Annotated in this window: 20 protein-coding genes and 2 pseudogenes; 11 read left to right on the forward strand and 11 right to left on the reverse strand. The window is 44.3% G+C overall.

Going from position 1 to position 26,095, the window contains the following annotated elements; translation table 11 throughout:
- The first annotated feature begins 24 nt into the window (after positions 1-24).
- Both PLE7327_RS23005 and PLE7327_RS00700 read left to right on the forward strand, forming a co-directional pair.
- Positions 25-866: pseudogene (locus PLE7327_RS23005) on the forward strand (IS5 family transposase).
- Positions 867-942: 76 nt separating this feature from the next.
- Positions 943-1,304 (forward strand): annotated as a pseudogene (locus PLE7327_RS00700) (mechanosensitive ion channel family protein); the annotation flags it as partial.
- 25 nt (positions 1,305-1,329) lie between these two features.
- On the opposite strand, the gene PLE7327_RS00705 reads toward PLE7327_RS00700, so the two are convergent.
- Positions 1,330-2,020, reverse strand: a protein-coding gene (locus PLE7327_RS00705; RefSeq protein WP_144266069.1) for an IS1 family transposase whose coding sequence is annotated in 2 segments (ribosomal slippage) — positions 1,330-1,696 and positions 1,695-2,020 — 693 coding nt in all. Because the reading frame shifts where the segments join, the coding sequence is not laid out codon by codon here.
- A gap of 72 nt (positions 2,021-2,092) precedes the next feature.
- Between PLE7327_RS00705 and PLE7327_RS26070 the strand changes: the two genes are divergently transcribed.
- The 5 genes from PLE7327_RS26070 (at position 2,093) to PLE7327_RS23850 (ending at position 4,632) form a co-directional block, all read left to right on the forward strand.
- Entirely contained in the window at positions 2,093-2,224 is a 132-nt protein-coding gene (locus PLE7327_RS26070; RefSeq protein ID WP_256377708.1) for a hypothetical protein, read from the forward strand.
- A gap of 91 nt (positions 2,225-2,315) precedes the next feature.
- Entirely contained in the window at positions 2,316-3,251 is a 936-nt protein-coding gene (locus PLE7327_RS00710) for a YihY/virulence factor BrkB family protein (protein WP_015141934.1), read from the forward strand.
- Between the two features lie 116 nt (positions 3,252-3,367).
- On the forward strand, positions 3,368-3,808 hold the full coding sequence (locus tag PLE7327_RS00715) for a hypothetical protein (RefSeq protein ID WP_015141935.1): 441 nt from the start codon (positions 3,368-3,370) through the stop codon (positions 3,806-3,808).
- Positions 3,809-3,976: 168 nt separating this feature from the next.
- The gene (locus PLE7327_RS00720; RefSeq protein WP_015141936.1) at positions 3,977-4,267 is read left to right on the forward strand and encodes a DUF5132 domain-containing protein; all 291 of its coding nucleotides are present in this window, start codon (positions 3,977-3,979) and stop codon (positions 4,265-4,267) included.
- A 125-nt stretch (positions 4,268-4,392) separates the two neighbouring features.
- Entirely contained in the window at positions 4,393-4,632 is a 240-nt protein-coding gene (locus tag PLE7327_RS23850; protein ID WP_217523296.1) for a hypothetical protein, read from the forward strand.
- On the opposite strand, the gene PLE7327_RS24165 is transcribed toward PLE7327_RS23850, so the two are convergent.
- The 6 genes from PLE7327_RS24165 to PLE7327_RS00750 all read right to left on the reverse strand — a co-directional run bounded on the left by PLE7327_RS24165 (position 4,596) and on the right by PLE7327_RS00750 (position 13,948).
- Positions 4,596-4,847, reverse strand: coding sequence for a hypothetical protein (locus PLE7327_RS24165; RefSeq protein WP_015141938.1), 252 nt, complete (start codon positions 4,845-4,847; stop codon positions 4,596-4,598). The genes PLE7327_RS23850 and PLE7327_RS24165 overlap by 37 nt on opposite strands.
- A gap of 74 nt (positions 4,848-4,921) precedes the next feature.
- Positions 4,922-5,185 carry a hypothetical protein gene (locus PLE7327_RS00730; protein ID WP_015141939.1) on the reverse strand — a complete coding sequence of 88 codons (264 nt, stop codon included), beginning with the start codon at positions 5,183-5,185 and terminating at the stop codon, positions 4,922-4,924.
- Positions 5,186-5,330: 145 nt separating this feature from the next.
- Positions 5,331-5,924 carry a recombination mediator RecR gene (recR, locus tag PLE7327_RS00735; protein WP_015141940.1) on the reverse strand — a complete coding sequence of 198 codons (594 nt, stop codon included), beginning with the start codon at positions 5,922-5,924 and terminating at the stop codon, positions 5,331-5,333.
- Between the two features lie 152 nt (positions 5,925-6,076).
- A complete protein-coding gene (gene psbA / locus PLE7327_RS00740) occupies positions 6,077-7,159 on the reverse strand; it encodes a photosystem II q(b) protein (RefSeq protein ID WP_015141941.1) in 1,083 nt (360 codons plus the stop codon).
- A 422-nt stretch (positions 7,160-7,581) separates the two neighbouring features.
- On the reverse strand, positions 7,582-13,326 hold the full coding sequence (locus tag PLE7327_RS00745) for an alpha-2-macroglobulin (RefSeq protein WP_015141942.1): 5,745 nt from the start codon (positions 13,324-13,326) through the stop codon (positions 7,582-7,584).
- Positions 13,327-13,564: 238 nt separating this feature from the next.
- Positions 13,565-13,948: a flavodoxin family protein gene (locus tag PLE7327_RS00750; protein ID WP_217523301.1), complete on the reverse strand. Its 384-nt coding sequence runs from the start codon at positions 13,946-13,948 to the stop codon at positions 13,565-13,567.
- A 194-nt stretch (positions 13,949-14,142) separates the two neighbouring features.
- Between PLE7327_RS00750 and PLE7327_RS00755 the strand changes: the two genes are divergently transcribed.
- On the forward strand, positions 14,143-15,612 hold the full coding sequence (locus PLE7327_RS00755; protein WP_015141943.1) for a hypothetical protein: 1,470 nt from the start codon (positions 14,143-14,145) through the stop codon (positions 15,610-15,612).
- A 182-nt stretch (positions 15,613-15,794) separates the two neighbouring features.
- Positions 15,795-17,582 (forward strand): aspartate--tRNA ligase, encoded by a 1,788-nt coding sequence (gene aspS, locus PLE7327_RS00760; protein WP_015141944.1) that lies wholly within the window; start codon positions 15,795-15,797, stop codon positions 17,580-17,582.
- A 143-nt stretch (positions 17,583-17,725) separates the two neighbouring features.
- Here the strand turns inward: aspS and trxA are convergent, their stop codons facing one another.
- The 3 genes from trxA to PLE7327_RS00775 all read right to left on the reverse strand — a co-directional run bounded on the left by trxA (position 17,726) and on the right by PLE7327_RS00775 (position 20,345).
- Positions 17,726-18,043: a thioredoxin gene (trxA, locus tag PLE7327_RS00765; RefSeq protein WP_015141945.1), complete on the reverse strand. Its 318-nt coding sequence runs from the start codon at positions 18,041-18,043 to the stop codon at positions 17,726-17,728.
- Between the two features lie 261 nt (positions 18,044-18,304).
- Entirely contained in the window at positions 18,305-18,934 is a 630-nt protein-coding gene (locus PLE7327_RS00770; protein ID WP_015141946.1) for a DUF1361 domain-containing protein, read from the reverse strand.
- A gap of 244 nt (positions 18,935-19,178) precedes the next feature.
- Positions 19,179-20,345, reverse strand: a complete 1,167-nt coding sequence (locus PLE7327_RS00775) for an FAD-binding oxidoreductase (protein WP_015141947.1) — start codon at positions 20,343-20,345, stop codon at positions 19,179-19,181.
- Between the two features lie 323 nt (positions 20,346-20,668).
- Between PLE7327_RS00775 and PLE7327_RS00780 the strand changes: the two genes are divergently transcribed.
- Entirely contained in the window at positions 20,669-22,183 is a 1,515-nt protein-coding gene (locus PLE7327_RS00780; RefSeq protein ID WP_015141948.1) for an aldehyde dehydrogenase family protein, read from the forward strand.
- Between the two features lie 294 nt (positions 22,184-22,477).
- Positions 22,478-23,557 carry a glycosyltransferase gene (locus PLE7327_RS00785; RefSeq protein ID WP_015141949.1) on the forward strand — a complete coding sequence of 360 codons (1,080 nt, stop codon included), beginning with the start codon at positions 22,478-22,480 and terminating at the stop codon, positions 23,555-23,557.
- Between the two features lie 128 nt (positions 23,558-23,685).
- Here the strand turns inward: PLE7327_RS00785 and PLE7327_RS00790 are convergent, their stop codons facing one another.
- The gene (locus PLE7327_RS00790) at positions 23,686-25,956 is read right to left on the reverse strand and encodes a transglutaminase family protein (protein ID WP_015141950.1); all 2,271 of its coding nucleotides are present in this window, start codon (positions 25,954-25,956) and stop codon (positions 23,686-23,688) included.
- Positions 25,957-26,095 lie beyond the last annotated feature (139 nt).

Consider the following 26,095-nt stretch of genomic DNA (forward strand, 5'->3'; position numbering starts at 1 on the left):
TAAAACCAAATTACAATTCGAGTTATGACTTACTCTCAAGTAAAAAATTTAAAACCGACAGAGTTTAAACGGCTTTGTGGAGTATATCCAGAGACGTTTAAAGAGATGGTAAAAGTTCTAGAAGCCGAAAAAGTCTTACAAAAAAAACAGGACGACCAAATAAATTAAGCGCAGAAGACCAAATCTTAATGACTCTTGAATATTGGCGAGAGTATCGCACCTATTTTCATATCGGAACTAGCTGGGGAATAAACGAGACAACGGCTTTACGAATCACCAGAAAAGTAGAAGATATTTTAATGAAATCGGGACTTTTCAATCTGCCTGGGAAAAAAGCTGTTCAACCCCAAAATACAGAAATTGAAATTGTCGTAGTAGATGTAGCAGAACATGAAATAGAAAGACCGAAAAAAACAAAAAGCTTACTACAGTGGTCGGCAAAAGTGTCACACGATAAAATCGCAAGTTTTAGCTGACGCAAAAACGAGACAAATTCTTTGTATTGCTCATGAGAAGGGAAAAAGTCATGATTTTAAGATTTGGAAAAATAGTAAAATAGGAATCGAACAACAGATAGAATGTTTGGCTGATAAAGGATATCAAGGAATTCAGAAACTTCATCCCAACAGTAGAATTCCCAACAAAAAAAGCGCAATCAACAGTTAAGTCTAGAGCAAAAGAAGTTTAATCGTAAGTTAGCAAGTGAAAGGATTGTAATTGAAAATATTCATCGCAGTCTAAAAATATTCAGAATTCTTTCAAGTCGATATCGCAACCGAAGAAGACGGTTTGGGTTGAGATTTAATTTGATTGCTGGCATTTATAATTATGAACTTCTTTCCCACTCCAATTATGCGATCGCGTAACACTTTTGCAGGAGGTCTAAAGTACCGGGAGACGCTTCTATTGCAGCGATCTTGCGTTATTGAATGGGAGGAAGACAGCGTAGCAATTGGCTTCAGCTTGCGAGATATTTTAAGTAACTGCTTTTCTGGTATCATTTTGCTTGCTTCTCGTCCGTTTCGGTTGGGAGATCAAATTATTATTAGAGACTTTGAAGGTACGGTGGCGCAAATTCAACTGAGGGCAACGACGATCGAAACCTATGACGGACGCATTGTTTATATTCCTAATCAAGAGGTTTTTAGTGCCATTATTACCAACAATACCGCCTGTACGATTCGCCGTAGTTCGGTGACGAGATCGGCATTGGTTATGATGGGGACATTACGACTGCTAAACGCATTCTTAAAGAAGCCGTTCTGGAAGTGGCAGGGATTGAAGCCGAACCAAAACCAGAGATTTGGCATTGCTGAATAAGCATATGATTCACTGAGGGACAGGCACCTCTCCAAATTTCAGGTAGCGCAGTAACAATTTGAGCGAGTGCTTTAGCATTGCTACGGACTTCGAGTAGCACAACGTCTTGCGGTGCAATCGAGCCAGGTAGTGACGTAATCGGGTATTTTCGCCTTCCACCCGCGTCATGTAAGTCTTGCTGATAATGTGGTTGCCATCGGGAATGAAACCAGGATAGACCTTCCAACCATCGGTGACATAGAAATAGCACTTCCAAGCGGCCACGATGGCCCACAAGGGACGGAACGTTTCCGCGCTATGAGCCCCTAAAACCCACCCTAAAATCCCCGCTTTGAAGTGGTCAACGGCAGTCCACAGCCAAATCTTGTTTTTTTGTGCCCACAAAGGTCTCCAACTCATCCAATTCCCCCACTTCCGGCGTGACTTCTGGTTCGTAAGCATCGGCTAACAATTCCCCAATTTGCTTGACCCAAGTAATCACCGTTGTATGGTGAACGCCTTTGACTCGTTCAATGGCTCGAAATCCCATGCCGTTGACATCCAGTTTGAGACAGTCCCGCTTAAACTCATCACCATAGCCTGCAGGGGGATCATAGGTTTCAATGAACTGCCGCCGACAAGCTTTACAAAGGTAATTTTGTTTACCTCTTTGCTTACCGTTCTTACCGAGCGCAGTAGAGCCACATTTAGGACATTGCATTGGTTTTACCCTCGTTTCATATCCTCATTATGCAATGCCCCTTTTACTAACCTTCTTATCGCAGAGATTTTAGTGCGCGAACTCGCTGCCAATGCCGTTAACATAGAAGTGCGATTTGGGGTTGATGCGAGACGATTGCCTTTTTTGGAAATGACTTCTCAAGTTGCTCAGGCAATTAAAGAGCTATTGCAAAAGGTTAGATGACTTTTCGACAATGAAGGGCGATTGCGCTCCGCGCACCGATAGAATCGATCGCAATCCTAATTCCAAGCAGCTAAGAAATATTTCCTAGCTTATGGTGAGTTTAAGGCAAATTAGAAGACTGCTTAAAGAGACGATTTCTGAGTGGCAATTGAACGAAGTGTCGCTTCTGGCTTCGTCCCTAGCATATTATACAGTTTTTTCCCTAGCGCCGTTGATGGCGATCGTCATTCTCATCGTTGGGGCAATTTTTGATGAAACTGTCGCCACCGAACAGCTGGTGGCGCAAATGAGAGATTTGTTTGGCACTGAAGGCGCACAACTCCTTGCAAACGCGATCGCATACATGAAAACTGACGCGAACGAGCAAGAACCGTTTCAACTTCTGTTTAATCTCGGTTTTTTGCTGGCTGGCGCGACTGGCGTTTTTGCTCAAATTCAAGACGCGCTTAATAGAATTTGGGAGGTACGGCCAACCCCAGGAAGGCACTTGTTCCACTTTTTGCGCAAGCGCCTACTGACTTTTGTCATGGTACTGGCGATCGCATTGTTGTTGCTGGTGTCTTTTTTTGGTAACTCTATTTTGATAGCCTTTGTTGATTTGTTGAACGAGTTAGTACCCGGTTCGGGTAATCTGTGGCAAATCGTCAGCCTATCGGTTTCTTTCGGGGTAACAACGCTTATTTTTGCTCTAATGTACGCGATTCTGCCCGATGCCGAAATTGCATGGCGCGATACCTTAATTGGCGCGATCGTGACAGCACTTTTATTTCTACTGGGACAGTTTTTATTTGGATTATTTCTTACGCAAACGAATTTTGGCTCTGCCTATGGTGTAGCTGGTTCTTTTGTTATCGTTATTACCTGGATTTTTTATGCTGCTCACATTCTTTTGTTAGGAGCAGAGTTTACAAAAGTTTACGCCAAACATCGCGGCTCGCCCATTACTCCATCCGATTATGCTATAAGCGTTACTCGTTCTAGACAAAGGCATTCGCAGATATTTCGGAAAGACCGCCACTATTTTTAAGTAAATCTATGTTAGAAACGAGCTAGATTTGATCGCGATCGCCTATCTCAAGGAAATTATTTAGTATTATTTATTGTGGATCGTCGCCAAATAATTAACGGCTCGATCGAAGGATTATGAACGTTAAATCGCTTGACAGGATTCCTTGGCTATCTCTGGTGATACTTTGGCTGGCTTACGCCTTACTGGGGTGGTATTTATCCGCTCACCATATTATTTGGCTAGTAGGCGCTTTTGTAGCACTTGTATCGTTAGCTGTAGCTTGGAAAAGCAATCCGCTGTTAAAACGTTTGCTTAATCTAAGTTCTCAAGGTTTGGTTGTGGTTGTAATTGCGAGTGTAATTGTCAGTATATTAGTAACTTTGGCAATTATATGGAATACAGTTTTTAATCTAATTGTTATTCCTTTTGTCGCTACGGTTTTAGCTCAAGTCGAATCAAGTTTTTCTGGCTGGAGTAAACTACAGATGTTTTTAGTCTTAACCTTTGTTGCCGGATTTGGATTAATATTTGGCGAAATCGTAGATTTGACGATTTTTTCTCATAACGTTCGCTGATATCTACATTTTTTCCCTTTTCCTTTTCAAAATTTGCTTTTTATGTTGATTTATAATTGTGTCTTCCTATTAAAAATCGTTTCATTCCAGACATATTTTTCTGTTTTGTTTGGCTAGCGCCAGCTCTTAGGGTATAGACTAAAAGCGTAGGGATTAAGGAGAGAAAAAATGGCAGTCAAACTCATCCCTGATATTGAAAATGTTGTTGAAGATCTCGGCGTTCCTGGAATCGCTGCGATCGTTCTCCTGCCCGTTCTCGTTCCAGTTGTGGCAGGCGTAGGCAAACCGATAGCCAAAGCCACTATCAAAGGGGGAATTCTCCTTTATGAAAGAGGCAAGGGAGTAATTGCCGAAGTCGGCGAAACCCTCGAAGATCTTATCGCAGAAGCCAAAGCTGAACTCGCCGAGGCAGAAACCGGAGAAGCTCAAGCAACCGAAACTGAAGCCGCAGCAAGCTAGTCGAGTTTTCGCCATGAAAAAGTTCGTTGCTTGTGGGAGAATAAAAAGCGAAGTAAAACTCAAGGTCTGACTTGACACTGGAGTTTAGATAGAAAGAGTCCTAGCCTAAGCTCCAGCGCTCGTATTTGGGCGATCTTATTGCTGCCAAAAAGGGAGTGACAGGCATGAATAATCTAGTTAAAGAAGGAAAAAACACCTATATCGTTCAAGCTCCACCTCCTAGTAGTCCCGATATCGTGCCCTCAATTTACTGGATTGAGCTAGCAGAAGGTTTTTTAGTGGAGTGGCTGTGGACGTATTTACCAGACGGTAATCGGGTAGTTACCGATTATAAGCTTATACCCCCCCCCCGCGAGCGATCGTAAAAAAGTTGATGGCGACGTTTGAGAAACGCGATCGCTTCGGCAGAAGATAAGTACATTTGCGCTACATTGTCGACGCTCAGCAACCAACGAGTTTCCAGTTGGGACAGTACCCAATTTTCCTTTGGGTGAAAAGGCAGAATATGCCAATTGCCGTTGACAGTCAGTTCACAAGTAAATCCCAAACTTCTAGCGTGGCTGACAACAGGTTCGCTCATAAAAAGTTAGAAAGTAAAAATATAGCTAACCTGCGTTTATCCTATCCTGTTTAAGAAACCGATTGGAATAGAAGTCAGTCAGCAACGGGATTTGGGGAGTTTGCATTTAACCCTTGTTGGAGGGCAGCAAGCATTTGAAAGCGAACGGCAGTTGCCCACAGATCGAAATCAAAATTTTCATGGTTGGGATTGAGTACGGTCAGAACTTCTTGATTGTTAATGTTTTCTCTTGTTTTGTCGATTTTCACTGGCGCATGCCTCCTAATACCATTTTGCGTCGAAGAAGCTGAATGGGGATAAACATAGAGCGATCGCGAGCCAAAGACAATCTGTAACATTTGTTACAGCTTTCTCTTTCGATCGTAAACTAGTAAAGTTTTTGAAAGGGTTAAGTCAAGATTAGATTTTGATTAAAACAACTTGAATTGTCTGTACTGTTATTAGTAATTAATCATATCCCCACACCCCCATCCCCAATCATCTCTAATCCAGTTCTCGCCTTCCTTCTAAGGCTCTTGCCAGAGTAACTTCATCGGCATATTCTAAATCGCCCCCCATAGGCAAACCAAAGGCAATTCTCGTGACTTTCGTGAATGGTCTAAGAAGCTGACCGACATAAAGGGTTGTCGTCTCTCCCTCAACGCTTGGGCTAATTGCCAAAATGATTTCTTTTACTTTCTCGCGATCGACTCGCTGCACCAAAGGGGTAATATTAAGCTGTTCGGGACCGATGCCGTCCATTGGAGAGATGACTCCTCCTAGCACGTGATACTTGCCGCTATACTCTCGCGTTTTTTCGATGGCAATCACGTCGCGAGAGTCTGCCACTACGCAGATAGTGCTACTGTCCCGATTGGGATTGCGGCAGATTTCGCAGATGGGTTCGGCTGAGAGATGAAAGCAAACTTGACACAAGCCGACTTGCTTTTTTGCCTCGATTATAGCGCTAGCTAATGCTTGCACTTCGGCTTCGGAGCGCTTGAGAATATGCAGTGCCAATCGCTGGGCGGTTTTTGGTCCTACACCGGGCAAACGTTGCAGTTGTTCGATCAGACGAGCTAAGGGAGGTGTATAAATAGCGAGTGTGTCTCCGAATTTAGTCCTTTTTAGTCCTTTCTTATTATAGAAAGCGATCGCGCGCGATCGCTGACAACAAAAAGCGCTCTCGATCGAAAGAGCGCCTATCGATTAGTACAACCCTAGACTTTTAGGATTTTTTGCCTGAAACTTTACCCCTCAATAGAGGGAGCTGTCAAAGCGATTGGAGTAGCTTCGCCGCTAGCCAAATCCAAGGGGAAGTTATGGGCATTGCGTTCGTGCATGACCTCAAAGCCAAGATTAGCACGGTTCAACACGTCAGCCCAGGTGCTGATGACGCGACCTTGAGAGTCAAGAACCGACTGGTTGAAGTTGAAGCCGTTGAGGTTGAATGCCATGGTGCTGACGCCCATAGCGGTAAACCAGATGCAAACGACGGGCCAAGCACCCAAGAAGAAATGCAGGGAACGGCTGTTGTTGAAAGATGCGTATTGGAAGATTAAGCGTCCAAAGTAGCCGTGAGCAGCAACGATATTATAGGTTTCCTCTTCTTGTCCGAACTTATAGCCGTAGTTCTGGGATTCGTTTTCGCTAGTCTCGCGCACTAAGCTAGAGGTAACTAAGCTTCCATGCATCGCGCAGAACAGAGAACCGCCAAACACACCAGCTACGCCTAGCATGTGGAAGGGATGCATCAGAATGTTATGCTCGGCTTGGAAGACGAACATGAAGTTGAAGGTGCCGGAGATTCCCAGGGGCATCCCGTCGGAGAAGGAGCCTTGTCCGATGGGGTAAATTAGGAACACGGCAAAAGCCGAAGCAAGGGGAGCGCTGTAAGCAACGCAAATCCAAGGACGCATGCCCAGGCGGTAGCTCAACTCCCACTGACGACCCATCCAGCAGCAAATTCCCAGCAAGAAGTGGAAGAGGATTAACTGGTAGGGACCGCCGTTGTAGAGCCACTCGTCGAGGCTGGCTGCTTCCCAAATCGGATAGAAGTGCAAGCCGATGGCGTTAGAAGAAGGTACGACAGCACCGGAGATAATGTTGTTGCCATACAGGAGAGAACCAGATACGGGTTCGCGGATGCCATCGATGTCCACTGGGGGAGCGGCGATGAAGGCGATGATGTAACAGATGGTTGCAGTGAGAAGCGTTGGGATCATGATGACGCCGAACCAACCGATATAGATGCGGTTGTTGGTGCTGGTAATCCACTCACAAAACTGCTCCCATAAAGAGGCTTTTTCGCGTGTCTGTAAAGTGGTTGTCATAGCTGAATGATTACTAAAAAGATGATACGTTGGTTTTTGATGAATTTCGCAAGAGTTACCTCGCAATATATTTTTTAAGTATATTTACATCTTTATAAAATCGGGCGACATTTTTTTGTATATTTTTATATAAGTATATTTATATAAATATACTTATATTTCTTTGTGTTAAGTTTAATAAATAAAATTTACAAGCTGGCGATCGCGACGAGTTTTTTAAGAGTCCAAACGAGTTAATTTATCGGACTTTTCAGGAATTGTGCCTTTGGCGCGATCGCGAGGATAATCCTTACAATTCTTCATTAACAGGATTTTTCTAAAAATAGCTAATTTCTAGAGAAAATAGCCAATTATTAACTTTTTTGCGCTTTTAAAGCAAATGTTAATTTCCAAGATTTGTAAATTTTCTTCCCATCAAATTGTTAAGAATTATTTGATACTTCTAAAACAGAAGAAGCAGAACGCCCAAATTCCTCTGGGGCATATTGTAGATAAACTTCCGCACCGGGATATTCAAACTTACCGGGAGTGACAGAACGCACTAAATAGTGCATGCTATAAACGCCAGCCTTTAAGCGATCGCCATACGCTACAATTTTATCTTTATGGATTTTCTGATAGTTAATTTCCCAACTATCCTGTTGTGGCTGAAAATATGAGGTAGAAGCTTGGAAACTGGTATCGACTGCTTCAAAACCAGCCGGAAGGGGATCGTTAATTATCAGATGGTCTATAGGATGGTCGGTAATGATTTCTAATCCGATATCAAATACCTGTCCTGGCGTTACGGTAAAGGGTTCGTCAGGCACATACAAATCGATTTCGCGCAAGACTCGTGGTTGATTGGCAGAACGAATATAGCGGAGAACTCTTAATCCTTCGATCCGTCCGGGTTGATTTCCTTTGATGCGATAGCGATAGGCAGTTAAATAATGCAAGTTACCTTTGCCGGATTTGTTGAGGATTAAATCGTGTCGTCCTTGCGGTAACTTCTCCATCGGGACTTGCAGTTCGTAACTGGGGTTGCGATACCCTTCAAAGCGAACTTTGCTTAACTGTTTGTTAGCTAGTCGAACGATAGCGCTATAGTTAGGCGGAGTCGGTTCTAGTTGAGTGTATTCTACTAATGCCGTTAATGCTTGGGCATTGTCGTAGCTAGTTTGCCAAGTTCCCTCTCGCCGCATTGCTAAAAGTCCTTGCAGGAGGCGATCTAAGTTTTCCGGACTTACTTTTTGGGCAATAAACAGGCGCAAGGCTTGTGCTTGGGCGGTCGTATTAGAATTAAACCAACGCCATTTTTGCGGCAGGTTTACCGTTGCAGTGCGTCCCGTTTCGTAAACTGTTTCCTGAATCTCATTAAATAGAATTTGCGCTTCGTCTTGCCATTCGGGGAATTGAAAGAGATAGCGGGTTAATTTAATTTGATTGACGCGATCGAATGAATTACGTTGTTCGTAGATAGAGACGAGGAAATCTGTGCGTTTTTCTCCTAATTGTGCCAACGCCATCAATGCTTCTAGCTGTACTTGTCGCCTGCATAGGAGAGTACACCAATCGTATTGACCGGGATTTGCCAAAATTTTGTTTAAATAAGTCTTGAGACGAGCTATAATCTCCGAATCTACGATAAATCCAGCGGCTTTTGCTTGGGCAATACTTTCCGCCGCGTAGGGAGTTATTAGAGGATCGGACTGAGAGATTTCTGGAGAAGGAAAATAGGCAAAACCGCCGTCGGGTTGCTGGAGTTTTTGGAGGTTTTCTAATGCTTTAGCCGCCTCTTGGGTAGGGTTGAAATTGCTAAAGGTTTGACCGTATTTTTGAGAGAGGATTTGTAAGTTAGCCGCGATCGCAAGTTGACTTGCAGAGGTTTCTAAGAAAGGTAACCAATCTTGGGCAAAAACCTCTTTCGCTGGCGCAGTAATCTCTGGAATAAGGGTACTGGCGAGGAAAATGTCTAATCCACCTGCATCGGGAAGGACGTTATTATCGACTTGCAGGGGAATTTTGACTTGACTCGTCGTTACGCCTGATTCAATTGCTTGTTCTGTCACCTCTAACTCTCTTACTTCCAAAGGTACTTCAAAAGCATCGCTTGCTTGGTTATTGAGTTGGGTGACAAACTGGACTTTCCCTTTGCCAATTTCAGAGGCAACCATTGGAAAGCGATAGGCATTGGTTCCTGATGTTGCATTGGTAGAGATGTTACACGTAGCGTCTCTACAGTTATCGGTAAATTGGAGTTTGTTTGTCACAGAACCATTAATGGTTAAATTCCCCGTTTGTCCCGTGGTATTGGTGACGGATAAACCTCCTTGAAAGCGATCGCCTACACGAGCAAATTGAGGCAAAATGGGGTTAGTAACCAGGGGTTTAGTTGTCATAAAAGTCGCTTCTCCATTGCCGAAATGGAGATTTCCATCGGTAACAACTGCCATGACGCGCCAAGTGGTCAAATCGTCGGGTAAAGTAAAGGTAACACTGGCTTTTCCATTAGCATCGGCGAGGACGGAACCGTTATAGTAAGCAAGTGCCTGGAAATTGGTGCGAATGCGGGTATTTGCTGCTGCTGCTGACTCTCCTCCCCCATATCCCCATCCTTTTTCTAATGGAGAAGCTTGGGGGGTGAGGATGACATCGGGACGATTATCGGCGAAGCGAGTGGCAATATCTTGTTCTGCATAGACGGTTGCGACTAAATCCGGAGGACGATAGCCACTCAGTTGTAAGATGGCTTCATTGACTACCATGACGGTGAATTGTCCCCGAATGGGATTGCCTTTGTCATCCTGTAAAGTTAGGTCTACCGTTTCTTGCGTTCCTGGTTCTAGTTTGTCTTGTTGGGGAGTTATTTTTACCTGTAAATATTTATCCTCCAGGCTAGTATTAAAGGGGGCAAATCCAATGCGGACGAGATTTTCTACGCTTCCGGGTTCGACTTGAGAGATGGGTTGTCCCTGACGCACTAATACTGCTTCTACAGCGGCATTGGGAACCATGTCTGGAGTAACTTGAAATTGTATTTTGGGTGCGCCGCCTTGGACTTTCTGGATAGTACTGTAGAGAGTATCGTGACGAATCACGGCAAAATATAACTCCGCTTCTGGATAGGGAGATTCGATTAATGCGGTAGCAGTTTCGCCCGGTTGATAGGTTTGTTTATCGAGGTGAATTTCTATGCGATTATTATCATAGCGATCGCCCCAATTCACTATATCTTCTCCCGTCACCCAGATTTGCGTATCGGTTGCGCTGACATCGCTTTGACTGTGGGCGAAATTTGCATGGATGCGATAGGAACCCGATTCGGGTGGCGTAAAAGATATCGTTTGCGGTTCGTTTCCCGAACGAATCTCCTGTTCTACGACGGTTTTGTATTCCACCTGATTTTGAGAAGTCGCACTTCCTTCTTGCAGTTGCGTGACGCTGCTATATTCCATCAGTTGCAGTTCGACGCGAACTCGTTCCCCAGTTATTACCCGGCCTGCGGGATCGGTTACGATTACTTTAACTGGAAAAGATTGACCCGCTTGGGCAACAAAATCGCTTTGCAATCCAATTAAATATTTATTGGGAAAAGCTGTAAAAGTTTTTGCATTAGATACAGACAAATTAGAGACATCAGAAACTGATGCTTCCACGCGATAAGTCATCGGATACGGTAAATCTTCTGCTACTTTGAGTATTTCACTATTTTTTCCCGATGCATCTAATACTTGACTGGCTTGTCGTACATCAGCCGAAACTTCTGGTGGTTCTTCGGGCCAAAACCAGTGGCGGCCAAAAGAAAATTTCTCCCAACCTTTAGGAATAAATTCTGCTTTTTGGCGAGTGACATAATATTGTATTTTTCCCCCTTGTACCGGAGATCCAAAGAGATAATTACTCTCCGTACTAACTCTAACTTTCTCGCTAATTGTGGCAAATTCTTTATCGAGAGTCAGATCGACTTTAAAGTTTGGTGGCTTAAATTCAGCAACGCGAAAGTCACCATAAATTTCTACTCCATCTTTTCCCTTTGCTTGTAGGCTATAGTAACCTAACGGTCGATTTTTATCGAGGGTTAATTCTAAAGAAAATGTGCCAAACTCATTTGTTTTCTGAGTTCCCAAATCGGTTTCTTTTCCATCAGGATCTCTGAGGGTAATTCGATAGGAAGTATTTTTATCTTGTTTTAGGACACCATTTTGCAGATAATATGCCGTTCCCGTAAACCAAGCTTTTTCTCCTGGTTGATATAACTGTCTGTCAGAAAAAATTGTTCCTCTTGCTTGAGGTTTGCCATTATCCCAACCCGCGTAGATACCATAGCCATAATTGCCGCTATATTCATCGGTTTGCGTAAAAGCCCAATCTTGTCCTTCGCGGGCAATTACTAATAATTTAGGGGTATTTTCATTCTGGAGACATTGTTGCCAATCTTGACCTTTTATTATAGCCGTTCCTGTTGAATCTGTTGTTGCGATCGCGCAGGGATTTTGTTTGGTTCTAGATTTCGTTTCTAATTGAGTTTGATAAATTTCAATCGTCGCATTTTCAACCGCAGAACCATCAGAAAGATGATTGACTCGAATCAAACCAGAGTCGGGAAACCACTGAGAAAAGATGCCTAAATTTGTTAACTCAACCAATCCATAAAATTCTGGTTCCGACCAATATTCTCGACCATTTTCTTGATAAGGATTTGTTTTGGCTTTAATGCCATAAGCTAGTAATCCCGTAGCGGAACCCAGTTTTTCTTTTAAGGGAACTATGTTGTCATAACTTTCATTTTTTCTTCCTCCTGCTTTGGAAGTTGACCAACTACTAGCTTTGGGTAATAGTTTGTCTACATTACCTTGAGGATAATTAGCATCAATATAAACTAGATCCGTTGGTTGTAGAACTTGATAAGCAGCTTGATATCGAGAGTTGGGTAAATTAACTGTTGAGACGTGAAGTTGTAAGTTAGTATCTGCCGGAAAAATGTTTAATCCAGTTGGTGCCCAAATATCCGCTGCAACATCTCCAGTATTATATTGCAGAGTAATGGGTTTTCCTAAACTCTGTCCGAATTTATCTTTGAGATTACCCCCGATATTAATTGTATAAGTTGTAGCAGGTTCTAATGCCCAAGGATTGATCCCAACTAAGTTATCGTTATCATCCACCTGTAAAAGTTTTACTGCTTTTTTAGGAGTAGGTGTAATACTAATATTTTTAAAAGCAGAATCTGCTACCAAACCATTATTAAATTTTAATTGAGGACTGCCTTTAACAAAGCGTCCGTAAGCTATTCCTTTTTGTAGCGCTCCATAATATTCTAACTTTTCAAAAGCCAACGGCGCATAAGTAGAAATATAGCTAATCCAGGTTGTTTCGCTAGGCAGATTTCCGCGAATGGGACGCAAACCAGGAGAAAATTCAATCCGGTAGCGAGTAGCTTTATCTAAATTCTGTTGCGGTGTAATTTCGTAATTCCATGTACGAGAAGAAGCATTGAAATTTGCTTGAGATTTTTCTTCTGCCAATAGAGTTTCTTCTTTAAGCGCTACATTAACTCTAATTCTTTCATCTTTACCTGTTGGCAACAGTAACAAGTGTTCTTTAATAGAATCTGGGTCTAATTCTACATTAGAAGTAAAAATTAGATTGGGTTTTAAATCAATTGGATTGGCATCGGCATCTTCAGCCTTAATACTACCTGGCAAATTAGTAATCTGGATTGGTTCTGTATTAAAAGTCCAAGCTAAATCCTTATCTAACTGATTATTATTTAAATCTCCTAATCCTGTTTTAAGAGTGACTTGAAAGCGAGTCGCTTTAGGCAGTGCTTCGTCGGCTTGAAATCCTACCATACGAGGAGTTAAAAAGCGAAATTTTCCCGATATAGGTGGTAAAAGTTTAAACTTTTTTAACAGTTCTTCTCGAGCCGGACTATCGATCTTTTCGACGGGAATTAAGGGATATTTAAAGCGAATGCGAATTTGGGCTAATGGTTCGGATTGTCCGGTAGGACTAATTTGCTCGATCCAATCGGGTAACTGCGGAAGGGGTAAAGAAGCAATAGAAGGTAACGGTTCTACTCCCGATTTGATTTTTATAAAATCACATCCCGCTATTCCCAAAACTAGGACGAAAATAAGGAAAAATTGGATCGAAATCTTAATATGTCGTGCGATCGCCTGCATTCTCTTTCCCCTCACAGCCTATTTCTGTCATAGCTGATAGAAAGAGCAATTAGGAAAATTTCTACAATTCTTAATTAATTGAGAACGTAGGGATTAGTTAATAGTTAGTAGTTAGTAGGAATTTTTACTAATAACTGCTCGCTAACCTTTTAGAAAAAGATTGACTTAATCGATCGCAACTAATAACAATTTTTGTGCTGGCGATCGCTTTTTCATAGGAGCGATCGCCCAATTTTGCCTACCTCGTCCAACGCCTAGTTGCTTCGGCAATGCGCACTCCAAATTTCTCTGCCGTTAGGCGATTGCCCGAATCGAGCACTGGTTCTTTACCACTCATATCGAGAGGACTTTGCCCCATCACGCCTAAAAACGATCCCAATCGATTCACGCCATTGGCTTGTTGCAGCATCTCAGCAGCATTGACCCAAATCATACCATGTTGGGCGGCATTAATAGCAAGATATAAAAGCGTTCCCTGCTTGTCGCCGCTGGGAGAGCTAGAATGCGTAAAGCCTCCGGCAATTTTATCTTTCCAACCCTGCGCAAACCAAATCTCGCTAGCAGCATCGATAAACGCCTTAAACTGAGCCGCTACGCCTGACCGACTAAATGCTAAAAGCAATTAGCAATGAATGTAAAGTAGATACTCTCAGGTAAGATAGTTACGCTACGGTAACTAACGATTTGTCGCAAAATTTGACAGTAAAGGCGTTTTACGAAACGCCTTTTTAAACAAACATGACTTATCATCAAGTTAACCAGCCAAAAATTAAAGTTGGTGAGACAATTTTTATAGGTTAACTTTCCTCAATTCCCATGCCTTCTTCTGCCCCCGGTCCCTACAAGAGCAGACTATTTAACTTCCTCAATCGCCATTCGCTACAGTTTAAAGATCGGCTTGAGAAAACCGCACGACACTTAAAAGTGGCATTGGAGTGGGGAGTGCAAATCCTCATCTACCCGATGTACTTGCTGGTACAAACTGGGCGCATGGCTGGGCGACAATTGGGAAAAACGGTTGAAAAAGCTCAATTACCAGCATCTTCTTCGCCGACAGAGACTCAGCCAACCTCTCCTCCCGCAGACCAACCGATCGCCCAAGTCCTACAAGCGATCGAGGTTGCGATCGCGCCAGAAAGTTCGAGCAATCCATCTCCCCAGGAAACAGAATTGCTAGCAGGAATTCAACAGCAAACCCAAAGCACTCTTAAAACCTCCGATTTACTAAGGTCGCGATCGACGCAAAACCTAACCGTTCGGTCTTCTTCGGAGACAGCCAAAAGCAGCCAGATAGTTGTTCGAGGCATAGCTAGCTCTCTTCAGACGCGCGATCTGGTTTTGGTCACCTCAGACAATCAAATTTTAGATATCTTCTCTGGCGAACAGCAAAAAACCCTACAAAAGTGCATCTATTGGGAGGTAGCTAACTTTTGGTACGAACGCCGCCTACAGCAAGAAGCAGCCAACCCATTTCCCGAACTCGTTTCGTCTTTCGAGCAAAATAGCGATAATGTCTTGCCGCCTGCGAGACTTTTCTGGAAAGTCATGCATTGGATGCAGACGAGTCCAATCGCGATCGCGATCGATCTGTTTGGAGAATCACATCTCGTTCGTTCCCCTTCCGCCGATGCTATCCTATCTTCATCCGAACCCCAAACGGTTCGCGATCGCTCCGTGGGATGGTTACAAAGATTACAGACTGGCTTAAACTTCTCTCAAAAGTCCTCCCAACAACCAGCCACCTCAGAACCCGATCCCTTTCAAATTCAGGCGCTCATTCAAGCTGCCATTGACTACTTTTTCGGTCAGCGTCAAGAGCAATTGCCGTTGTCGGGAGACAAAGCTTTAAAGGCATCGCCAGCAGAAATCGAAGATCCTTGGCTATCCTGGGACGATCTCTACAGCGAGACAGAAACGGTATCTACCAGCGATCGCACTTCTCATCCAGATGGGTCCATTCCAACTCAGTTGCCGCCTCCTTCCGCCAAACCAGTCAAGTCTAAAAAATCGCCCTCAACCCTTCGTCGTTCCTCGCGCGATCGACAGGCAAAGCCAGCAGTTCGGCATCAAAACGTTACCGAAGTCAAACAACCGTCTTCCATCGTCCCCAACCAACCAACGGATAATTCCCTAGAACTCGACCCCGATTGGATTGAAACGAAAGCCACTCCAGTCGGCTATGTCAAACATCCTCTAGAAAGAATCTTGGAATGGCTAGATCGCCTGTTGCTCTTGGCAGAAGAATGGGTTGCGAGCATTTGGAGATGGCTGCGCCAGCGTTTTTGATTTTTTGGTAGATTTGGAATTTTTCGCGATCGCAGCGGTAAAATCTACTTGAATTACAATAATATATAACTATACTACAAACTTACCTGACACGATTGGCAAAAATGCAGGATAATGGGCAATGCGTGCAAATTCTGTTAATCTAAAAGGCTCTATATTACAGCATCTATTAAACAACGACTATGCGAACTCATTATTGTGGAGAACTAAGAGCAACTGAGATAGGCAAAACAGTCACTCTTTTCGGTTGGGTAGATCGCCGTCGGGATCACGGAGGCGTAATTTTTATCGATCTGCGCGATCGCAGTGGCATCGTTCAGATCGTCAGCGATCCCCAGCGCACCCCCGACTCCTATAAAGCCGCAGAGTCGTTGCGTAACGAATACGTCGTGAAAGTCAGCGGACGAGTCAGCCAACGTCCGCCAGAGTCCATCAATACCAAAATTCCTACGGGTGAGGTAGAAATTTACGCCGACAAGATTGAAATTCTCAATGGAGTCTACAAACAAATGCCTTTCGTCGTCTCCAGTTCGGAGGCAGACTCAGTACGAGAGGAAGTGCGGCTGAAATATCGCTATCTGGATTTAAGACGCGATCGCATGAATAGAAACCTGCAATTGCGCCACCAAGTCGTCAAAGCCATCCGTCACTTTCTCGAAAACGAACAGAATTTCATCGAAGTTGAAACGCCTATCCTGACTCGTTCCACTCCCGAAGGTGCGAGAGATTATCTAGTTCCCTCCCGCGTCAATCCGGGAGAATGGTATGCTTTACCCCAGTCGCCACAATTATTCAAGCAACTTTTAATGGTATCTGGGTTCGATCGCTACTATCAGATCGCGCGTTGCTTCCGCGATGAAGATTTGCGTGCCGACAGACAGCCAGAATTTACCCAATTAGACATGGAAATGAGTTTCATGTCTCGCGACGAGATTTTAGAACTTAATGAAGCGTTAGTTTGCCACATTTTTAAAGCCGTTAAAAATATCGATATTCCTCGTCCATTTCCGCGCCTTACCTATGCCGAAGCGATGGCGCGTTACGGAACAGATCGACCCGATACTCGCTTTAATTTAGAGCTAGTTGATGTTTCAGAAATCGTCAAAGATAGCGGATTTAAAGTCTTTTCTGGTGCCGTACAAAGTTGCGGAACTGTAAAAGTATTGCCTATTCCTGGCGGCAATGATGCTATCTCGAATGTAAGAATTAAACCAAAAGGAGATTTATTTGAAGAAGCTTGCAATGCAGGTGCAAAAGGTATCGCTTATATTCGCATTCGCGAAGACAATGAATTCGATACTATTGGTGCCATTAAAGATAATCTTTCCCAAGAGCAGAAACAGCAATTAATAGAAAAAACAGGGGCAAAACCCGGTTATTTATTGCTCTTTGGCGCTGGAGATGTAGATACTGTTAATAAATCTCTAGCGAGGTTGCGCTTAGTTGTCGGAGAAGAATTAGGATTAATTGACTCCAATAAAATTGATTTACTTTGGGTGACAGACTTTCCCATGTTTGAATGGAATGCAGAAGAAAAGCGCCTAGAAGCATTGCATCACCCCTTTACTGCACCAAATCTAGAAGATTTAAACGATCTAAAAACAGCCAGAGCGCAAGCTTATGACTTAGTTTATAACGGCGTAGAAATTGGCGGCGGCAGTTTGCGGATTTACCAGCGAGAAATCCAAGAAAAAGTGTTTGCAACGATTGGATTATCGATGGAGGAAGCCTACAATAAATTCGGATTCCTTCTCGAAGCGTTTGAATACGGAACGCCACCCCACGGCGGGATTGCCTATGGCTTAGATCGCTTCGTGATGCTATTAGCTGGCGAAGAATCGATTCGGGATGTAATTGCCTTTCCGAAGACACAACAAGCAAGCTGTTTGCTGACAGATGCACCTGCACCAGTCGATGCAAAACAGTTGCAAGAATTGCACGTAAAATCAACTTATAAGCCTAAATCTTAATCTGAATGACCTGACTCGGCAAAACGTTGATGTTATTGACACCAGTAATGCCTAATAGATTGTTCTAAAACAGGTTTTAGTTCTTGCCAGCACGCATTTGAGAGTTGACAAGATAGAACATCTTCGTACTCACAGGCGCCGATCTAAAGCAACGTTTGTAGGTGCTCAATTAACTGGGGGGCAAGCATTACACCTTCAATGCGATCGACGGGCTGACCGTTTTTGAACAAAACTAGGGTTGGTAGGGCATGGATTTGATACTGAGATGCCAATCCGGGATATTTATCCGTATCGATTTTGACGACTTGCAGCCGATTTTTCATCTGCATTCCTACTTGTTCTAAAATCGGAGCCATCATTTGGCACGGACCGCACCAAGTCGCATAAAAATCAACTAAAACAGGAATCTGTGAGGTGGCAAGGAGTTCTTGAAAACTAGAAAATTGCTTCTTAACTGCCATAATTTTCAGGAGTAAGAAATACGAATAAGGTGCCTTGAATTGCACCCTATCTTATTTCTTATCATAGCTAATTCTCCCGGCGATCGCTTTTTCTGGCTTTGCTCGCTCGAAGCACATATCCCATACTGTCATCCCAAACTTTTCATTTCATTCCAAGATCGACTCCGCTTGACATTGCCGAAATTCTTTGCTCTGCTTCTGTGCGATCGCAACGACAATCCTGACTCATATTCAGCTTTTTTCCGTTCCCTTGCCTGCCAACTAATATTTTTTGCGATCGCGAAATCTGAAAATTAAGCCCAGCGTTATTTCTTTCATAAACCAGTATAAGACTACTAAAATCAAAAAAGTAACGCTCATCATCAGCACCGACCATTTCCCCGTTAAATTATCAACAATACTATCCATTAAATTATCGGGCTTGGTTACGATATCCCAACTATTAAAACGCTGAAAGCGACCGAGATATATTCCCAGAGAACAAAGAGCATGAGTAATTAACTCGATCCAAGAAATATATTTTCCCCATCCTAATTTATAGCAGTAGTAACCTAAGTTAATCAGAGAAATAACATAGGCTTCCATCCCAGCTAAAATAAATATTAAATATTGGGGAATCAATACTAAAGTAATCGTCCAAACCGAGTAACCTTGTCGAATTAGTTCGATTAAATGAATGATATCTGTTAAGATATAAGGAGCATTGGGGAGAAAAGCGATAAAAACGGCAAAAACAACCCACCAAAGCAGCGATCGCCGCCCAACGATCCGAAATAGCCAGACGCTTAAGACTAAAGGAATATAGGCTAGAAAAAGATTCCAAATTATGAGAGATTTGCTATAGCCTAATACCTCCCTAGCATGGGCTATCCAATCAAAAAATCGCTCCATAACGAACAAAATTTCAACGCTTTATCTGGATGACAACTCTACCATTCTAGTTTATGAAATTTAACGGTCAACCGAAGAATCGGAGCATTAGCCCCAAAAAATCACTCTCAAATCTAACATTTTAGTCGATAATTCGGGAATTTAACTTATACCAAATCCGGTTGAATGACCACAATAACCAGTGGTGCGACCATCTTGGCCGCGAGCGGGACTACATATTATGACTAATTAAACGGATTTGATATTAGTCATTTGCACTTAATTGAGGAATGATATTGTCTTTTTCTTGAGCTGCCCAACTGGCAAAATGTCGGGCTAAAGGTGGAGCAAAAACTAAAGTACTGGTGAATCCAGAAAAAAGATAAACGCCGGTCAAATGATTAATTGCACCCACTAGCGGCAGAGAATTTTTCGCAAAAGCAACTAGACAGCGATGCCAAGTTCCTGGTAAATTTTGTAATAAAGGTAGTATAGTTGCTATTCCCGTGCGAATTTGCGCTTCGCTAATCGCCGAATCGATTTTTACTTGGGGATTGGTATAGATTTCGCTGATTTGACCGATATAAAAGCTGCCATCCAAAAATTGAACGGCACCGGGATCGAGAATGCCTGCAATAAAGTCCTGGCTTGGTTGCTCCCAGAGAGATTCTATTTCTGGCGCGGTTGCTTGTGCCTCCAGCAGCATCCGTTTCTGAGTAGCTGGCATAACTAATGTTCGCAGACAAATATCAACAGGCGGCGTTTTAATCAGTTGTGCGTGAGTGAAATAGAGTTTGATACTAATTCCTGCTTCTTTGAGGAGCATTCTACTCAAACCTCCCGCACAGACTACCGTATTGGCTGCATAGTATTGATTTTGAGCAGTGACGACTCCCTCGATGCGATCGCCTTGACGTAGTAAGTTGACAACTGGCTCGATTTTAAGTTCTCCGCCCAGACGACAAAAAGCTTGCTGATAGGCAAGGTTGGTCTTGTGAGGATGGATATGACCGTGAGGAAGTCTCAAAACGCCTGCGATAGCATTGGGATTGAGCAAAGGTTCTAATTCGCAAGCCTCGGCAACATCGAGGACTTGAGGAGCGATCGCAAATTGGGAATAGTTGGCAGCGACTGTTGTAGGATCGTCTTGTGCATCAATAGTTAGCATCAAATCGATGTCGCGAAACTCAGTATCTGCCCCTAATTCTTCAGACAAATTGCGATGAATTTCGATGCCTTCTTGACAAATTTGTCGAGTTAATTTCGTCGTTCCAGACCAGTAGGCAAGTCCTCCATAACTGTAGTAGGTGGCATTATTCAGTCGAGCATCTTTTTCCAATAGCAAAGTGCGGAATCCTTTTTTTGCCAGTTCGTAGCCCAAAGCAGATCCCGTAATTCCCGCACCGATAACGATCCAATCGTAATTGGTCATGTCATCTCCTATTTACAATTCGCAATGCTCAATTCACAATTATGCACCGATGCGCGAACGCGATCGCAATCCCGTCATCAATTGATGCACCCCATCACAGAATTGTGCTGAATCTTGTCTAAGTTTTATTGCCGATATAGCACGAGCAATCTTCGCGATGCCTAGACTGAAAAAGAGGCAGAAGCGATCGAGCGAACGCTATTGCATAAACTCAAGCCTCATGAGGCGATCGCTTCTGCCTTCAGATTATCCAATAGCAACCGAGAACTTTTAACGTTTTAAACGCTTAATTAACACTCCGGTCATAGACAAAGGAGGGAGATATGACAACTCAAATACAAAAAGCTGTTGAACCTCAACTCAGCAGCCAAGTCTCGCAATTTTTAAACCAATCTTTCAAACATCTCATTGGCGGAAAGTGGATTGACGCGGCAAACGGTCAAACTTTGTCCGTATACGATCCGGCAACCGGTCGCGTTATTGCTAATGTTGCCTCTGGAGAACGCGAGGATATCGATCGCGCCGTAAAAGCCGCACGTCATGCCTTTGAGGAAGGAACTTGGACAAAATTCACGGTCTCAGAACGAGGACGCTTAATTTGGAAATTAGCAGACTTATTGGAAGCCCATTTAGAAGAGTTTGCCGAATTGGAGTCCCTCGATAATGGCAAACCCATTACAGTTGCTCGCACTGCCGACGTGCCGCTGGCGATTGACTTGTTTCGCTATATGGCAGGATGGGCGACAAAAATTGAAGGAAATACCATTCCCCTCTCCGTTCCTTACACGCCCGATAGCCAATACTTTGCCTACACTGTGCGCGAACCCGTCGGCGTAGTCGGACAAATCATTCCCTGGAACTTTCCGTTGCTGATGGCGGCATGGAAATTAGGTCCAGCGTTAGCTGCTGGTTGCACCGTCGTCCTAAAACCCGCCGAACAAACCCCCCTGTCTGCCATCCGTTTGGGCGAATTAATCTGCGAAGCGGGATTTCCCGATGGCGTTGTCAACATCGTCACGGGTTACGGCGAAACGGCTGGTGCTGCCCTCGCTGCCCATCCCGATGTCGATAAAGTTGCCTTTACTGGGTCGACAGAAGTCGGTAAACTAATCGTGCAAGCAGCGGCAAGCAATCTCAAGAAAGTTTCTCTGGAACTGGGCGGCAAATCTCCCAATATCGTCCTCAAAGATGCGGATTTAGCAACCGCGATCGCGGGGGCAGCCAATGCGATTTTCTTCAACCACGGTCAATGCTGTTGTGCTGGTTCGAGACTTTATGTCGAGCGATCGATTTTCGATCGCGTTGTGGAAGGAGTCGCCGAGCAAGCCAAAAAAATTCAAGTGGGACCGGGACTAGACCCCAATACGGAAATGGGCCCGTTAGTTTCTGACGAGCAACTCGATCGCGTTTGTGGCTACTTGCGATCGGGAATTGCCGAAGGAGCAAAAGCGGTAACGGGCGGACAGCGCCTCGGCGATTTAGGCTATTTTGTCGAGCCGACGGTATTGGTGAATACCAAGCAGACGATGAAGGTGGTGCAAGAGGAGATTTTTGGTCCCGTCGTCACAGCAATGCCGTTTCAAGAACTCGACGAACTCACACCGCTAGCCAACGACAGCATTTATGGGCTAGCAGCAGGCATCTGGACAAATGATTTATCAAAAGCACATCGCTTAGCAGCCAAGCTTCGTGCTGGCACCGTTTGGATTAACTGCTACAATATCTTCGATGCTGCCCTGCCCTTTGGTGGCTACAAGCAGTCAGGCTGGGGGCGCGAAATGGGTCATGACGTGTTGGAACTTTATACTGAGGTCAAAGCCGTTTGCATCAAGCTTTAACCTTCTTCTGTAGGGGCTTCGCCATGTCTTGCCCCTACAGCCAATGAAACGCAAGGCAAGAACTTAGTAGCGCGATGGTTGGTCGATGAAAATTCCCGACTTTACTGTCAAAAGGTTTTTGAAGCTCTCGAAGATTCAGCCAATTAATGGGAACTAATGGAGAACGACTCCGTTTCATAACAGACCGAGGCGATCGCAACAGGTTGAATGATACCAATTCGCAATTAGTCAGCCGTTCTAACTGAAAAAATTCTTGAAAAGTGGGTCGCGATCGCGAATTTCAAGCATGTTGACATGAAAAAAGCACTTGTTGTCGGTTATACCAAAGACTCTATTACAAAAGCTCAACAAGAACCATTTCGTTACTACCAAAAATTACTCAGCCGCCAACTCGACTTGAAGATCGAACATATAGCTGCCGAATCTTTTGGTGCGATTGGCGAAGCTTGTAAAAACCAAGATGCCGAGATTATCTTCGTACTGCCTTTTTGGAATGAAAGTTCAGACCAAGCCGAACAAGTCATGCAATCGCTTCGCCAACAGCAACCGACGCGAACGATAGTCTTTATCGATCCGTTCGCCCAGGTAACCAGCAACTATTTCAATGTGCTGCCCCATGTCGATTATTTTCTTAAACGTCAACGTTACAAGAATTTGGATGAGTATCAGCGCTCATTCATCGGTGGCTCGATGTTCACCGATTTTCTGGCTAGAGAGTTGGAGCTAGACTTTAGTCAATGGCACGTCGGTTCACAAGTGCCCAAGCAATACCAACATCGCATTGTTTCTGGCTGGAATCTTGGGAGTGCCAAACAATTCAAGCAAAAATTGCAAACCCCATCTTGGTTTGAGTTCTGGCAACCCGCTAAGGAAATCGATATTTTCTGCCGCCTATCTTTGGGTTCTAGCCACGAAGGAGATTGGTACTATGCCTATCGTCAAATGGCGCTAGAAAGTCTCAAACCCTTGCAATCCGATTATAAGGTCGTCTCTAGCGGCAAAATTCACGCTCAACTCGTTTCTCGTCGCCAATACTTTCGAGAAATTAAACGCAGTCGCATTGTCTTTAGTCCGTTTGGATGGGGCGAGAGTTGTTGGCGCGATTTTGAAGCGGTTTGTTACAATTGCTTGCTGGTAAAACCTTCGATGGCGCATATCGAGACGCAACCCAATATTTATGTGGAAGGGGAAACCTACGTGCCTGTAAGCTGGGATTTTTCAGATTTGGTAGAAAAATGCGATTATTATCTCAAGCATTCCGATGAAGCGGCTCGGATTGTTAAAAATGCCCGTCGCGCCTACCTTGACTATTTTGAGAGGAGAGAATTTTTGCAGACGATCGCAGGGGTAATAAATGTCCGTCTAATTACTTAGTAGTGCCAGCGTGCCGCTCGCGACTCCTGTTGGTCGCACTACATATTATGACTAATTAAACGGATTTGATATGACAAAGGACAAATGACCAATCCGAAATCCAAAATCGAAATGGCGTTACTCTCTGCCTATACTCGTCTTAAATCCAACGTCAAGGGGTATTCTGGATTTAACTGCAATGGTAGCGCCTTAATGGTTGCGATCGCGGGAGGATTGGCAATAAAGCGTTCTGCAACGCGCGTCTGGGCTTGCGAGGAATTAGTCGGAAATGTATGATAAGGCTTGCCATCGGGAGGATTGACGGAGTAGGTGCAACCGCCCAGCGATCGCCCTTCCCACGTATCGACAATCTCAAAAGTTAAAGGACTGTGGGAATCAATAGCAGGATGCAACATCGATGCATATTGTCTTGCCCTGAAGCGAACGCCGCCGACATATTCCCCTGCGACTCCAGTCGAGATGAGCGGCACTGGATAACCATTGCACGTAACGACGTAGCGAGAGGAAAAGGCATTTCTATTGGGAGAATTCCCCATTGCCCCGCGCAATTTTACTTGTATTCTTTCGAGGGAATCATCCACATATCGGGCAACTCCTCCATTGGCGATTTCTTCCCCTAAAACGTGCCAAGGCTCGATCGCTTGACGCAACTCTAACTGGATGCCTTCTCTGGCAATTTCACCGTAAAGGGGAAAACGGAACTCGAAAAATGGCTCAAACCAGTCAAATTCAAAAGGATATCCAGCTTCCTGCAAATCGGCAAGGACGACTTTCAAATCCTCGCCGATGAAATGGGGCAACATAAAGCGATCGTGCAGTGTCGTTCCCCAACGGATGAGGGGTTTGGTATAGGGAGACTCCCAAAACCAAGCCACCATAGCTCGAATCAGCAGCATTTGCAGCAGGCGCATCTCTAGATTGGGAGGCATGGCTATGGCGCGTAACTCCAGCAAACCCAATTGAGTGCGAGGATTTTCGGTTGGGAACAGTTTATCGATGCAAAAGGCAGTTCGATGGGTATTGCCCGTTACATCTACGAGCAAGTGACGCAACAGGCGATCGACCACTTCCGGCGGAACTTCTTTGCCGGGTTGCAAGGCACTGAAAGCAATTTCTAATTCGTATAAACTCTCGTGTCGCGCCTCGTCAACGCGAGGAGATTGACTGGTAGGACCGACAAACTGACCGGAGAATAAATAGGATAGACTCGGATGATTCTGGAAATAACTAATCAAACTCCGCAGTAAATCGGGACGGCGCAAGAGGGGACTTTCTTGAATCGTTTCGCCGCCAATCGTGATATGAGCGCCTCCACCCGTACTGATGCGACGACCGTCGAGCATGTATTTTTCGGTTCCCAGACGGCACTGTCGCGCCTCGTCATACAAAATCGTCGTAATTTTGACTAGCTCATCCCAAGTCGATGCTGGATGAATGTTGACCTCTATCACGCCGGGATCGGGAGTAATCTGAAATTTGCCGATTTTTTTGTGGTCTGGGGGCGGATATCCTTCTATTAGTACGGGAAAGCCTGTTTCTTGGGCTGTATTTTCTATCGCCGCAATTAAATCTAAAAAGCTTTTAGCCGAGGTAAAAGGAGGCATGAAGACGCGAAGGATGCCCTGTTTGGCTTCGATACTCAAAGCAATGCGAATGGAATTGGCAGGAGATTCTACAGACGCGAGGCAGGGTGTCATAGAATCGTCATCTACAGACAAAACCGCTTCTGCTTGCAAATCCTCCGACCAAGAAATCTCTCTCAGGGGCAAACGCAATCCGACTGGAGCATTGCCTCTAAGTAAATACAAGCGATCGCTCGGTACTATCCAGCGACAGCTACTCCAATAAAACGTGCCTTCTTTAGCAATTGGTAGTAGTGGTAAGACAAATCCGGCAACTGCCTCGGTTTCAACTTCATAGACTCGAATCACAAAGTCTGGATTTAACTCCAACTGCCCAACCAAAGCGTTGATAAAGATTTCTGCCTCTTGGCGCCCGTGCCCGTAATCTTTGCCCTCTTCTGCTATTAATGCGCGATCGCGCCAAATCTGAATCCCATCTTTGCGCCAAAAATACCCTAGCGCCCAGCGAGGAGTAATCTCTCCAGGATAGGCTTTTCCTAGCCCATAATGCAATAGTCCGCCTCCTAGTGCAAACCGATTTGCCAAGCGCTTGAGTAACTGTCCGGCAATTTGGCGCTTGTCTTCCCCTAATGCTGCTATGCGCCATTGAGGAGATTCATAATCATCTAGGGAGATAAAAGTCGGTTCGCCTCCCATTGTCAACCCAATGCCCAAACCTTGCAGCCGTTGTTCTACTATTTGACCGAGAGTATCAATTTTTTGCCATTGTTCGCTGGTATAGGGTTGACTGTTAGAAATTGCTTGGATAGACCACATTGGCGACGATTGCTGAATTTTTAAGCCCGATTCGTCTGTAGTTTTTATAGTTATTACAGCACTACATCGATCTCACTTTCAAAGTCTACCAATGCCTTCATCTAATCCTTAGATAATTAATGATTTCTTGAACAACGTA

Source organism: Pleurocapsa sp. PCC 7327, assembly GCF_000317025.1.
Classification (GTDB): Bacteria; Cyanobacteriota; Cyanobacteriia; order Cyanobacteriales; family Microcystaceae; genus Hydrococcus.

What these genes read in the sequence shown, in the direction of transcription:
- PLE7327_RS00710 (WP_015141934.1), top strand. Translation starts at nt 2,316, where the DNA reads ATGGTGAGTTTAAGGCAAATTAGAAGACTGCTTAAAGAGACGATTTCT.
- PLE7327_RS00715 (WP_015141935.1), top strand. Translation starts at nt 3,368, where the DNA reads ATGAACGTTAAATCGCTTGACAGGATTCCTTGGCTATCTCTGGTGATA.
- PLE7327_RS00720 (WP_015141936.1), top strand. Translation starts at nt 3,977, where the DNA reads ATGGCAGTCAAACTCATCCCTGATATTGAAAATGTTGTTGAAGATCTC.
- PLE7327_RS24165 (WP_015141938.1), bottom strand. Translation starts at nt 4,847, where the DNA reads ATGAGCGAACCTGTTGTCAGCCACGCTAGAAGTTTGGGATTTACTTGT.
- PLE7327_RS00730 (WP_015141939.1), bottom strand. Translation starts at nt 5,185, where the DNA reads ATGTTACAGATTGTCTTTGGCTCGCGATCGCTCTATGTTTATCCCCAT.
- psbA (WP_015141941.1), bottom strand. Translation starts at nt 7,159, where the DNA reads ATGACAACCACTTTACAGACACGCGAAAAAGCCTCTTTATGGGAGCAG.
- PLE7327_RS00745 (WP_015141942.1), bottom strand. Translation starts at nt 13,326, where the DNA reads ATGCAGGCGATCGCACGACATATTAAGATTTCGATCCAATTTTTCCTT.
- PLE7327_RS00755 (WP_015141943.1), top strand. Translation starts at nt 14,143, where the DNA reads ATGCCTTCTTCTGCCCCCGGTCCCTACAAGAGCAGACTATTTAACTTC.
- aspS (WP_015141944.1), top strand. Translation starts at nt 15,795, where the DNA reads ATGCGAACTCATTATTGTGGAGAACTAAGAGCAACTGAGATAGGCAAA.
- trxA (WP_015141945.1), bottom strand. Translation starts at nt 18,043, where the DNA reads ATGGCAGTTAAGAAGCAATTTTCTAGTTTTCAAGAACTCCTTGCCACC.
- PLE7327_RS00770 (WP_015141946.1), bottom strand. Translation starts at nt 18,934, where the DNA reads ATGGAGCGATTTTTTGATTGGATAGCCCATGCTAGGGAGGTATTAGGC.
- PLE7327_RS00775 (WP_015141947.1), bottom strand. Translation starts at nt 20,345, where the DNA reads ATGACCAATTACGATTGGATCGTTATCGGTGCGGGAATTACGGGATCT.
- PLE7327_RS00780 (WP_015141948.1), top strand. Translation starts at nt 20,669, where the DNA reads ATGACAACTCAAATACAAAAAGCTGTTGAACCTCAACTCAGCAGCCAA.
- PLE7327_RS00785 (WP_015141949.1), top strand. Translation starts at nt 22,478, where the DNA reads ATGAAAAAAGCACTTGTTGTCGGTTATACCAAAGACTCTATTACAAAA.
- PLE7327_RS00790 (WP_015141950.1), bottom strand. Translation starts at nt 25,956, where the DNA reads ATGTGGTCTATCCAAGCAATTTCTAACAGTCAACCCTATACCAGCGAA.